The following is a 12,053-nucleotide window of genomic DNA, read 5'->3' on the forward strand; positions in this document are numbered from 1 at the left end:
AACCGCTCGAATAATCATTAAGTTATCTTGTTAATTTGTTTTTAGTCGCGAGTAATATTGGTTCCCGCTTCACCTTGTAAAATTCGAAGGCCATCTTCTAAAGCGCCAATACCTACGACGGTGCCGCCTTGTTTGATGAATTCACAAGAGGCTTCAATTTTGGGACCCATTGAACCTTCATCAAATTGGTAATGAGATAGCTCACTTGGTGTTGTACTGCGTAAGGCTGTTTGAGTTGGCGTCCCCCAATTCAAATAGACAGCATCTGCATCGGTCAAAATTAACAGCGCATCAGCGCCAATCTGTTTCGCAAGGAATGCAGCAGACATATCTTTATCAATGACGGCCTCTACTCCTATCAGCTTTCCGTTCTCTCGTTTGACCGGAATACCGCCGCCGCCAGTGCAGATTACTAAGTGGCCTTGGTTAATTAATTGAGTGATGGCTTCATGTTCAATGATTCCAGTTGGTTTTGGACTTGGAACCACTCTGCGAAAGTGGCTACCATCAGGTTTCACTGTCCAACAGTATTTTTCTGCTAACTCACGGGCTTCCGCTTCTTGGTAAATAGGGCCAATAGGCTTCGTTGGGTTAATAAATGCAGGATCTTTGGGATCAACTGTCATTTGAGTAAGCATGCAAGTGACATTTCTCTCTGGTAACCGATTTTTGAACTCCTGCATTAGCATGTAGCCAATCATGCCTTGTGTTTCACTACCTAAAACATCAAGTGGATAAGGGTTTACTTTCTTGTATTCCAGTCCCTGTAGCGCTAGGAGCCCAACCTGAGGGCCATTGCCATGCACTAATACCACGTTATATTCCTGAGCTATTTCAGAAATCGTTTTGACGGCGATTTCAATATTGTGGCGTTGAATGTCTGCTTCTAAAGGCTCACCCCGACGGAGTAAGGCATTGCCACCTAAAGCGACGACGACTGTTTGTTTAGTCATGAGTTATTATCCTTGTGCTTAGGTTGTGGTAGGGATAAACGCACCACAACCCGAATTTAATGATTAGATATCGTCACGTTCAATTGGGCAGCTCATACAGCGAGCGCCGCCACGACCACGGCCTAACTCATCTCCAGGAATAGGCAACACTGTGATACCTGCTTTATCGTATTTCTCATTGGTATAGGTATTTCGTTCGTAACCAATCACGACACCAGGACGCACGGTTAGAACATTGTTCGCATCGTTCCACTGTTCACGTTCCGCTTCAAAACTGTCGCCACCTGTAGTGATCATGTTTAACTTGTCGATGCCTAACGCAATTTCAATGGTGTGAATGTAGGAGTCTTTCTGAGTTGCTTTTACTCTTCCTGATTCATCGCCTGTTAAGCTCCAGCAATTCACATCATCAGGAATTACATTGGGATACACAGAGAATGTATCTTCACGCATGTGTGTCATTACCGTATCCAAGTGCATGCATGAGCGATCTTTTGGCAGTTCTAGAGCAATCACTTCTTTCGCTTGTCCGTGTTTAAATAGGGATGATGCTAGTTGTTCAACCCCTTGAGGTGTCGTGCGTTCTGACATACCAATCAAAACAGCGCCACGACCAATAACCAGAACATCACCGCCTTCAATTGTAGATTTGTCGTAGCTATGTTCTTCATCACCGAAGTACTTAACAAAATCTTGACCTGCGAAAGTTGGATGCCAGCGATAAATTGCGCGTAAGTGATTCGTTTCTCTTTGACGAGCGACTTTAGCCATCGGGTTGATTGAAACACCGCCATAAACCCAGCAAGAGGTATCACGGGTAAACAAGTGATTTGGCAATGGCTTAATAATGAAGTCATTGGTTTTGTTCATTTGCTGAATAAAGGAAGATGACTTCATAGGCATTTCACCGAATGAAAGCCCACCCGTGAGTATTTTGGCTAATTCGATAGTTGGTAGATCATTTAGATAACAGCGAAGGTCGTTGGCAAACGTTGGACCGAAGCGATAGTCAGAAATTTGCGTGTTGAGTAGCCATTCTTTGGCTTCAGGAACGTCCAATGTTTCAGCGAGCAAATTAGTGAGTAGCAGTACTTCAACACCTTCGTTACGTAGAGTATTGGCAAAAATATCGTGTTCTTTGCCCGCACGTTCGATATCCAATACATCATCAAACAATAAATCATGGCAGTTTGATGGAGTTAAATGACAGAGCGCACGTCTTGGGCGGTGAATTAAAACACGACGTAGCTGACCGATTTCTGAACCTACATATAACTTACTCATAATCGTATCTCTCTATATTCTTTGTTTCCAATCCTATTAAATACATAATTATTTAATAGCGTTTATAGGGTGTTTTATAATTAGTTTTTTCTTTGTTCTGATATTTATATTAAGGTGGGTTTCCTACCTTTCTTGGATATTAATCACAAATTGTTATTTATGGATTTATTGTGGTTGAAAGGTGTTTTTAACAAAAATTATTCATTTTGTTTTTCTATTTTTGTTTGGGTAAATGAAGTGATTTAATGAAAAATAAGTCGATTTACTCATTGGCGAACGCATGTATTTATCTATTGTGTATATGCGTGCGGTGAATCAATGGGAATTTTATTCACTGTTCTAGATGTTTTTTGCATGGTTTTTTTATTTTTATATGCAGGAAATCAGAGTAGCTAGTTACTTCTTTAGTCTTTATTTTGTGTTTGTTAATAAAATAAATTGATGAAATTTGATCTAAAGCAAGTTGTTTTTTAGGTGTGTTTTAGAGTGGTTTCTATCTTCGGATTACATTTTGTATTCTATTAATTATAAAAAGTAATCTCATAATTATTGTGATAAATATATTTAGAATAATATTTCCGATATATGTGCTAATTATCCCGAATATCAAATTTTCTTTTAAAAAAGGATGGAAGTGAATGAGCGACGTTGTTGGGCAGATGGAAGCTGCCTCGTTGGAAAAGGGGCTATCAGCATGCTTGATATCTGAACGACAGGAGTCGTATTTATTTGAGCCGCCTTGTTTAAGAGAAATTGCGGCAATAAATATAAGTGGGAGTGTTGGAGGAGGGCGCTAACGCATTGACGTGAAGTCTACATTCGGCAATAAAAAAGCCGCGCTTAGCGCGGCTGATGGGGCAGGAAAGTTCTACAGGAAAACACCAATGCTTAGTGTAGCCATAATTAAAATACACAGAATACCCAATAAAGGTGCAACCCATTTTATCCAACGAACATAAGGAACACGCGCAATTGCTAAACCACCCATAACAACAGCTGAGGTTGGAGTTATGAGGTTCACAATACCCGATGCTGATTGGTAAGCGGTGACTACCAACTCTCTTCCTACTCCAGCAAAATCGGCTAGTGGAGCCATGATAGGCATGGTTAGCACCGCTAAGCCTGATGATGACGGGACGAGGAAAGAGAGTAGAATTTCTAATAAATACATTACATTGATGAAAATTACTGAAGAAAGCCCAGTCACTGCTTGTTCAGCAGAGTTTAGGATAGTATCGGTAATCATTCCCTGATCCATTACTACGACTATCCCTCGAGCAATCCCAATAATTAATGCAACGCCTAGTAAATCTCGAGCTCCGTCTATAAAGCTACTAGTGAACTCCTCTTCACTCATGCGTGCTACCAAACCAATGATGATAGTTGCACCTAAGAACATGGCTGATATTTCTGCCATCCACCAACCTGCAACGGAAACACCATAAATCATCACACCGAATGCAGCGGCAAATATCGTTAGGATAAGCTTTCGAGTGCCAGTGAATTCGATAGACTCATCGCTTTGGCTCCCGAGGAAGTGCGCTTTGTTTTCCTCAAATTTGTCAAACACAATAGATTTTGTTTGGTCAGCTCGAACCATTTTTGCGTAACGCATAACGTAGAGCACGCAAACAACCCAGCCAATGATAAGCATGGCGGCTCTTAACAAAATGCCATCAGTAAACGGGATTCCTGCCGCATTGGCGGCAATAACCGTTGCAAATGGATTAATGGTTGAACCGAGAGTGCCAATGCCCGCGCCAAGTAGCACTGTTGCTGCAGCAACAACGGGGTCAAATCTTGCAGCCATCATGACTGGCACTAACAGGGTATAAAACGGTAGTGACTCTTCTGCCATGCCATAGACAGTTCCTCCTGTGGCAAATAGGGCCATTAGGATTGGAATCATCAGTTCTTCTCTGCCTTCAAGGCGCGCTGTTACTCGTGCAATGCCCGCATCTATAGCCCCTGTCTTTGTCACAAGGCCTAGAAAACCGCCAATAACCAAAATGAACAGCGATACGTCAATAGCCGCTGCTTCGTAGCTATTATGATTGTAGAAGCCATCAATCGGTGCCATTAAAACATCAATGATTCCTTGAGGGTTTCCTTCGGTTGGCTGATATGTACCAGCAATAGGAACCTCTCGGCCTAAATCTTCGTTCATTGTGCGCTCGTATTGTCCGGCGGGAACAACCCAAGTAAGGGCTGCTACGAGAGCAATTAATAAAAATAAGATTGTATAAGCAGAAGGAAATTTAAAGTTAGAAAAGAATCCACCTTTAGGTTCCGTAGATACTGTTTGGGTTGTCATAGCTATCTCCTTACATTTGGACCTATAATCCCAATGTTTTCAGTGGCTAAAATTGTTATTCCCTATTTCAATAAATTGGATATTAAAATCTTATGAAGTAGTGAATTAATTACTACGCATTAGAAAAGTATTATTTTTCATTATAAAAATAATAAGTTTATTTAGTTGTTAGGCTTTCGATTTAATTCTTATTGGGATTTTAATTTGGCTAGATATAACTAACTTTGCATTTCCTCACAAAACAATGGAGGGTTGATTTGGGAAGAGAATAATTGAAAAATAATTTCGGGGTATTTTGTTATATTTAATGAAATTCTATTCTTTAGTTTTCTTTGCTCTCTTTTTCTTTTGGCTGTTATTGTTTTCTTTTAAGATTTTTATGGAATTTTATTCAAGAGTATGTAGTTAAAGTTATTAGTGATTTTTTTGATATGAATCAATTTAATTGTTATAGAAGAGAAAAAAGGAGCCTAAGCTCCTTTTTTATATCAACAATGAACAGAGAATTACTCGTAGCGTTTAGCTTTATATTGCGGGCGCATTAAGTTCTCTACAGAGAAAATGTCATCAAGCTCATCTTCCGTAAGTAGTCCACGCTCTAAAACCACTTCTCGGACACTCTTACCTGTTTCGGCGCAGATTTTGCCTACAATGTCACCTTCGTGGTGACCGATGTATGGGTTCAAGTAGGTCACGATACCGATAGAGTTAAACACGTAGTTTTCGCAAACTTCTTTATTGACTGTAATACCGTCAATACATTTGTCGCGAAGGTTTACACACGCATTTGAAAGCAGTGAGATCGATTCAAACATCGCTTGAGCAATTACTGGCTCCATTACGTTCAACTGTAATTGACCGCCTTCAGCTGCAAAAGACACAGTGTTGTCGTTACCAAGTACTTTAAAGCACACTTGGTTTACCACTTCTGGAACAACAGGGTTTACTTTCGCCGGCATGATAGAAGAACCTGCTTGAAGTTCAGGAAGGTTTATCTCATTTAAGCCTGCGCGAGGCCCTGAAGAAAGCAGACGTAGGTCATTACAAATTTTAGACAGTTTCACTGCTAGGCGTTTTAACGCACCGTGAGCCATTACGTATGCACCACAGTCTGACGTTGCTTCGATAAGATCTTCAGCCGGTACAACTTCTAAACCTGTTACTTCTGCTAAGTGTTTTACTGCCAAAGCTTGGTAACCCGGTGCTGCGTTTAAGCCAGTACCGATTGCGGTTGCACCTAGGTTAATTTCAAGCAGTAGCTTAGAGGTGTATTCCAGAGCACGAATTTCTTCGTTCAATGTTACCGCCCAAGCGTGAAACTCTTGGCCCACAGTCATTGGTACAGCATCTTGCAGCTGTGTACGACCCATCTTGATTACAGTGGTGAATTCTTGGCTCTTAAGTTCGAACGCGCCTTTCAAATACTCAATCGCTTCAATCAGTTTTAGCACGCTGTTGTATACAGAAATGCGGAAACCCGTTGGGTAAGCACAGTTGGTAGATTGGCTGCGGTTTACGTGGTCATTCGGGTTAATGAACTGGTATTGGCCTTTTTCTTTGCCCATTAGCTCTAGCGCTAAGTTGGCAATGACTTCGTTGGTATTCATGTTGACTGAAGTACCAGCGCCGCCTTGGAATACATCTGTCGGGAATTGATCCATGCACTTACCTGTTTCAAGGATCACATCACACGCTTGAATGATGTAGTTTGCGACATCTTTTGGAATAACGGCTAACTCTTTGTTTGCAAGAGCGGCCGCTTTCTTGGTCATTACCATGCCACGAATGAACTCAGGAACATCAGATATCGTTGCACTGGAAATGTTAAAGTTTTCAATTGCTCGAAGTGTATGGATACCGTAGTAGGCATCAGCAGGGACGTGACGTTGACCTAGTAGATCTTCTTCAATACGATTGGCTGGTTGAGCTGTTTGTGTAGCTTCAAATAGAGTAGCCATAGTTGGATCCTTAGAGAATAATTCTATTGATATTGATTACAGTAAGCCGTATCTGTATTAAGAATCCATTCATCAGAATAATTGGCTGGAAAACCGTCCTGATATAGCAACGTATGATACTTAAGTTGTAATTAAAAAATAGTAACTTCGTCACCTTTTATGTCAGTAAAAATCAAGTTTATCGGGAATCTGACCCTAAAACGTGCAAAGTCTCTTGCCCGTGAATGGAAATACAGTTCTTCCCTTTACGTTTAGAACGGTACATGGCTTGGTCTGCATTTGAGAATGTTTGATTTGCATCTGAAGTGACTTCAGCCAACCCCACGCTGATTGTCACATCATAAAGTGTCCAGTTACTGATGTCCGTGGCTACTCGCTGCATAAGTGCTTTGGCTTTTTCAAGATCCGTGTGTTGAATCAGAACGGCAAACTCATCGCCACCAATTCGTGCAATAAAATCGGTATCGCGCAGTACCATGCGCAGTTGATTAGCGATATACAAAATGACCTCATCGCCAACGGTGTGCCCAAATGTGTCGTTAATTTGCTTGAACGAATCTATATCCAGCACAGCAAGGCAGCAAGTTGGATGATTGGCATAGCGTTGTTTTAAGCGACTTTGATATTGGAGGTTCTGGTCGAATTTCTTCTTGTTCCACAAAGACGTCGCAGGGTCGCGTTCTGTGCGCTCCTTGAGTGTGATAATGGTGTTGTGATGCTCGGAAATGTCGGTAAAGGAATAGACATAGTATTGAATGTTTTTCAGTTTACCCAAAATCGCGTGTATTTCAGTTTGGCAAATGACTTCTTTATTATCAGTCGTGTGTAAGGATAGGTGTCCTTGCCACATCCCGCGAATCGAAAGCTGCCTTTGAATCAGACTTTGTTTCGTTTGAGACTCAAAGAAATCGATGATGTTGCCACCATGCAATAAGCTTACATCGCTGTTTACCAAGTTACAAAAGCCAGTATTAACCCTCAGTATTCTCATATTCTTATCGGTGACCACCACTGCCATACTGTTCTCTATCGCATATTCAGCATAGGTTTGGTCGGCCTTAATGCGTCGAAACGCATCCATAAACATCGCAATTATAATTGAGAGAAGCCCCAGAAATAACCAAATAACCGTGGCTTCAATTTTGAGCTGTTTGGTTCTTTCTGAAAGTAGCCCTGAAATGGCAGACGGTGGATACATGGTCAGCATGGTTAAAGTATTCTGTGAACCAAATAAGGGACTACTAAAGCGCTGGAAAATATATAACCCTCTGTCTGTTAAGACGCTATTACCGGAACTTTGGCTCTGTTGAATGGCTCGCCAAACCTCTCCGTTTTTTAAGGATAAATTGTTATCTGAGCGAGACTGAATTAGATCACCAAACAATTTATTTTTGTCGCTGCTAATGATGTAGTAACCGTGATTATCGATGAAATCGACATTCAGGTTTTGGGTGTTGCTGGTGATTTGTTCGATGATGGTCATAACATCTAGATTGGCAACGAAGTACCCTTGTCTGACTGAGTTGGCAATAATTGGGTAAATGATTCTGTATCCGGGTTTGTAGGGAATGATGGGTTTATCGTTCTCAAATTCTAAGTCAATACCGAAATGCCCTTGCTCTCCATTCGCCAGTTTTTGGGCGTAAAGGAAATAGTCGCGATTGCTTTTGTTTTGTAGTCGGTCATTGGGTACCACATAGGGATGGGACATGTTGGGCATGTAATCAACCCGAATTACCTCGTAGCCTCGGTTATCGATAAAACGCAATTGGTAAAAAAGCGTTGAGTTGAAGGCTGCCAGATACCACTGGCTTTCAAGATAATGACGAAATTGAGGATTTCTGTTCACGGCAAAATCATTGAGCAGAGACGAATGGCTTAATTCATAAAAAGTCTGTTGAATTTGCGAGTGTGTACGCCGAGCCTTGGAGTCTACATACGAGAGGAACTGCAGCCCTTGTGCTTCTAAGTGAGCGATAAAAAACTGATGAGCTTTGTCTTTAAGATGAAAGTAATAGGCGAGCGGAACGAGTGACAACACAAGCCACAACACAATACCGGTTTTGATAGTGCTGGAAATTCGCTTCATAGTTATAGTTCTGGCTCAAAATCTACTTAAAAGGTAGTTGAGCCTAAGACGCTTTTCCATTGCGCTGGCGAATTGTTGGCGCTAAGGTGTAGCAAAATAAGGAGGAGCCGTGTTTCCGATTTTACTAATTCTATTTATTGCTGTGCCTATTATCGAGATTGGCTTGTTTATTCAAGTCGGCGGTATGTTGGGCTTGTGGCCGACGATTGCTTTGGTTTTGATTACCGCGTTTGTCGGGGCTTCCTTAGTCAGAAGTCAAGGTTTGCAAACGCTGCTTACTGTTCAACAACGCATGCAACGCGGTGAAATGCCAGCACAGCAAATTGTTGAAGGTGTGATGCTTGCGGTTGCGGGTGTTTTACTTCTCACCCCAGGCTTTATGACAGATGCGATGGGTATGTTGGTTCTATTACCAGCGCCGCGTGCGATGATTGCTAAATACCTAATGAGCAAAGTGGTGGTGTCAAATCTGTCAGGTGGTTTTCATTCCAGCCATTTTGAGCGTGATCCTCACCGTCCGCATGATTCCCATCAGGGACAGACCTTTGATGGTGAATTCGAGAAAAAAGACGATGATGATGATCAGAATTCAAATCATCGCCTTCACTGAGTATTGAATCCCCAATAAAAAAGCTCTGGTCTGTGCCAGAGCTTTTTTGATCTATCATTTTTTACCGCTATGAGCAGAGTACACAGAGATTACAACGCTCCTTCAAATCCCATTTGTCGCCACGCTTCAAACGCAATAATGGCAACAGCGTTAGACAGGTTCAGGCTGCGCGCATCTGGCATCATTGGAATACGGATGCGCTGTTCCATCGGTAAGCTCTCGATAACTTCGGCTGGAAGGCCGCGTGTTTCAGGACCGAAAAGCAGCACATCACCTTTTTGGAATTTGGCATCCACATGATGCCCTGTTGTTTTGGTAGTACAGGCGAAAATGCGGTAGTCGCCACGCTCAGCTAGGTAGTTCAGAAAGGCGTTATAGTCTTTATGGCGAGTCACTCGTGCTAAGTCGTGGTAATCCAGACCGGCGCGGCGTACTTTTTTTTCTTCTAAATCAAAGCCAAGCGGTTCGATTAAATGAAGGTTCGCACCACAGTTTGCGGATAAACGAATAATGTTTCCTGTGTTAGGGGCGATTTCTGGCTCGTACAGAGCAATATCAAACATAACGGTTAATTTCCTTACCAGGTTTGTGAAATCACAAGACCTAATCTTTTGTGGTGGGACTGTTAAATAAGGGGCGAGTATAAATCTCTCGCCCCATAAATCACAAGTTACAGTGAATCTTGATTAGATTGGCAAGGTGAACTGAACTTTTAAGCCATTGAGTGAGCTGCGGCTAGCTTCAATCACGCCACTGTGCTGGCGAATGGCACTTTCGGTGATGGCTAAACCTAAACCTGTGCCGCCACTGTGTCTGTCTCTCGCTGTTGAAACGCGATAAAACGGGCGAAAAATTTGCGACAACTCGTCGTCGGGTACGCCATCTCCGTCATCTTCTACCGATACTGTCAACTGATTATCAGTGGCAGAAAAGTGCACAACGATGTTGTCTTTACTGTAATAAATAGCATTACGAACGATGTTTTCTAAGGCACTCATTAATAGTTTTGGGTTACCAGAAATAGTGACATTAGGAATATCATCAAAATGCAGCTTTTTATTCATTTGCTCTGCTTCAAACTGAGCATCGCTAAGCAATTCTTCCCAGAGGCTACGCAGAGGTTGCTCTTCACTACTCAGGTGACTATTCGTCTGCATTCTCGACAGTTCGAGCAATTCACCAATCATCTGTTCTAAGCGCTGAGCTTCGGTGTCTATTCGCTCAAGTTCGCTACTGGTACCTTGTTTGCGGGTTGCCAGTGCGTTAGCCATACGTAAGCGGGTAAGTGGAGAACGCAGCTCGTGGGAGATATCAGACAGTAGTCTCTGCTGGCCAGAGATCATTAGGTTTACGGCTTCAACCATTTGGTTGAAGCTACGGCCAGCCTGACGAAACTCCATAGTACCTTTCTCAAGATCTGGGTCTGCTTCAAATTGTCCACGCGCCACGCGCTGAGCGGCTTGTGCCAGACGTTGTGCTGGCTTACTCAGTGCCCAGGCAAGCCATAACAGAAGCGGAGTACTGACTAACATAACGGCTAACAGCAGTTGTACTGGTTTATCAAACAACTGAAGTAACAAAGGTGGTGGTAGATCCCAGCGGAAACCGACATAGAGCAACAGGTTTCGTTTGGCTAAAACAACAGGCACAGGCCCAGCAATCATGTATCGACCATATAGGCGTTGCTGCGGCTTATCGATGGATTCAATACTGGTCGCAAAGTTTTGCAGTGCCTTGTATTTGAAATCTGGGCGCTCGCGAGCGGTTAACACGTTACCGTCTAAATCAGTGACAAAGAAACGTGGTCGCTCATCTCGGTCTTCATTATGCTTCATCGGCCCGAAACCACGGTTTCCATTTCCCTCAAGGAACATCAGAATACGCGTGAGATTGGTTTCGTCTCTAAAATGCTCTTCAAGCATCTCTTTCTGCACGATGATGCGTTGATGCATCTCTGGCGGTAAGTCGCGAGATTTTCGTGGATCTAAATGGGGAATGGCCAATACTGCCAGCAACACCAAAAACATGGTGAGCCAGAATATGGCAAAGATACGTCCATAGAGATTGTTGAATGTTGGTAAACGCATTAATCCTCCAACACCATTAGGTAACCTCTTCCTCGAAGTGTTTTGATTCTCGCTTTTCCATCTGCGCGTTCAGGCAGTTTTTTACGAAGGTTTGAAACATGCATGTCTATGGCGCGGTCAAAAGCGGCTAACCTTTTGCCCAGTACATCAAGACTCAGATCTTCTTTGGTGATGGTGTTGCCCGGGTTTTGAACAAAGTGGGTTAATAGGGCGAACTCTGTGGACGTGAGATCGAGCAGTTCACCTTGGCAGTAAGCTTCTTGCTTACCCGGAAAAACCTGAATATCTTGGCATTCAATCATGTCTGAATGTTTGTTTTGGTGTTGCTGAGTACGGCGCAGTACTGCACGAATTCTTGCCAATAATTCTCGATCACTAAACGGTTTTGGAAGATAGTCATCAGCCCCCAGTTCTAAACCTATCACGCGATCAATTTCTTCACCTTTGGCGGTGAGCATCAGCACGGGTGTCTGCCATTTTTCGCGTATTTTTTTCAGCGTTTCCATGCCGTTGAGCTTAGGCATCATGACATCGAGCAAAATTAAATCGACACTGTCATTGACCGCGTGTAGCCCTGCTTCTCCATCGTTAGCTTCGGATACGTCAAACCCTTCATAGCTTAAAACTTCTTTCAGCAAGCCGGTTAATTCTGTGTCGTCATCAATCAGTAGGATGTGTGCCATGGTTACCTCAAAACATTACGAACTGCCAATCCATTGTTTACTGCCAACAGTCGTTCAATATAAACCGTTCAATCA

The 12,053-nt window shown here is 42.6% G+C and carries 9 protein-coding genes; 1 reads left to right on the top strand and 8 read right to left on the bottom strand.

What is annotated here, in order from left to right:
• Nucleotides 1-41: 41 nt before the first annotated feature.
• From arcC to AAGA51_RS00935, 5 genes are all read right to left on the bottom strand, one after another.
• A complete protein-coding gene (arcC, locus tag AAGA51_RS00915; protein WP_042484915.1) occupies nt 42-953 on the bottom strand; it encodes a carbamate kinase in 912 nt (303 codons plus the stop codon).
• Nucleotides 954-1,016: 63 nt separating this feature from the next.
• Nucleotides 1,017-2,237, bottom strand: a complete 1,221-nt coding sequence (arcA, locus tag AAGA51_RS00920) for an arginine deiminase (RefSeq protein WP_042484918.1) — start codon at nt 2,235-2,237, stop codon at nt 1,017-1,019.
• Nucleotides 2,238-3,105: 868 nt separating this feature from the next.
• On the bottom strand, nt 3,106-4,551 hold the full coding sequence (locus AAGA51_RS00925; RefSeq protein ID WP_042484920.1) for a YfcC family protein: 1,446 nt from the start codon (nt 4,549-4,551) through the stop codon (nt 3,106-3,108).
• Between the two features lie 506 nt (nt 4,552-5,057).
• A complete protein-coding gene (aspA, locus tag AAGA51_RS00930; protein ID WP_042484923.1) occupies nt 5,058-6,509 on the bottom strand; it encodes an aspartate ammonia-lyase in 1,452 nt (483 codons plus the stop codon).
• Between the two features lie 178 nt (nt 6,510-6,687).
• Nucleotides 6,688-8,598: a sensor domain-containing diguanylate cyclase gene (locus AAGA51_RS00935; protein ID WP_042484924.1), complete on the bottom strand. Its 1,911-nt coding sequence runs from the start codon at nt 8,596-8,598 to the stop codon at nt 6,688-6,690.
• A 109-nt stretch (nt 8,599-8,707) separates the two neighbouring features.
• On the opposite strand from AAGA51_RS00935, the gene AAGA51_RS00940 reads away from it, so the two are divergent.
• Nucleotides 8,708-9,208 carry an FxsA family protein gene (locus AAGA51_RS00940; protein WP_042484927.1) on the top strand — a complete coding sequence of 167 codons (501 nt, stop codon included), beginning with the start codon at nt 8,708-8,710 and terminating at the stop codon, nt 9,206-9,208.
• An 89-nt stretch (nt 9,209-9,297) separates the two neighbouring features.
• On the opposite strand, the gene AAGA51_RS00945 is transcribed toward AAGA51_RS00940, so the two are convergent.
• The 3 genes from AAGA51_RS00945 to AAGA51_RS00955 all read right to left on the bottom strand — a co-directional run bounded on the left by AAGA51_RS00945 (nt 9,298) and on the right by AAGA51_RS00955 (nt 11,978).
• Nucleotides 9,298-9,771, bottom strand: coding sequence for a tRNA (cytidine(34)-2'-O)-methyltransferase (locus AAGA51_RS00945; RefSeq protein ID WP_042484930.1), 474 nt, complete (start codon nt 9,769-9,771; stop codon nt 9,298-9,300).
• A gap of 123 nt (nt 9,772-9,894) precedes the next feature.
• A complete protein-coding gene (gene cpxA / locus AAGA51_RS00950) occupies nt 9,895-11,295 on the bottom strand; it encodes an envelope stress sensor histidine kinase CpxA (RefSeq protein WP_042484934.1) in 1,401 nt (466 codons plus the stop codon).
• A complete protein-coding gene (locus AAGA51_RS00955) occupies nt 11,295-11,978 on the bottom strand; it encodes a response regulator (RefSeq protein WP_042484937.1) in 684 nt (227 codons plus the stop codon). The genes cpxA and AAGA51_RS00955 overlap by 1 nt, the downstream gene beginning before the upstream one ends.
• Between the last annotated feature and the right edge of the window lie 75 nt (nt 11,979-12,053).

It is taken from the genome of Vibrio diazotrophicus (assembly GCF_038452265.1).
In the GTDB taxonomy this organism is placed as follows: domain Bacteria; phylum Pseudomonadota; class Gammaproteobacteria; order Enterobacterales; family Vibrionaceae; genus Vibrio; species Vibrio diazotrophicus.

Coding starts and splice junctions, on each gene's coding strand:
- arcC (WP_042484915.1), bottom strand. CDS start 953: ATGACTAAACAAACAGTCGTCGTCGCTTTAGGTGGCAATGCCTTACTC.
- AAGA51_RS00925 (WP_042484920.1), bottom strand. CDS start 4,551: ATGACAACCCAAACAGTATCTACGGAACCTAAAGGTGGATTCTTTTCT.
- cpxA (WP_042484934.1), bottom strand. CDS start 11,295: ATGCGTTTACCAACATTCAACAATCTCTATGGACGTATCTTTGCCATA.
- arcA (WP_042484918.1), bottom strand. CDS start 2,237: ATGAGTAAGTTATATGTAGGTTCAGAAATCGGTCAGCTACGTCGTGTT.
- AAGA51_RS00955 (WP_042484937.1), bottom strand. CDS start 11,978: ATGGCACACATCCTACTGATTGATGACGACACAGAATTAACCGGCTTG.
- AAGA51_RS00945 (WP_042484930.1), bottom strand. CDS start 9,771: ATGTTTGATATTGCTCTGTACGAGCCAGAAATCGCCCCTAACACAGGA.
- AAGA51_RS00935 (WP_042484924.1), bottom strand. CDS start 8,598: ATGAAGCGAATTTCCAGCACTATCAAAACCGGTATTGTGTTGTGGCTT.
- aspA (WP_042484923.1), bottom strand. CDS start 6,509: ATGGCTACTCTATTTGAAGCTACACAAACAGCTCAACCAGCCAATCGT.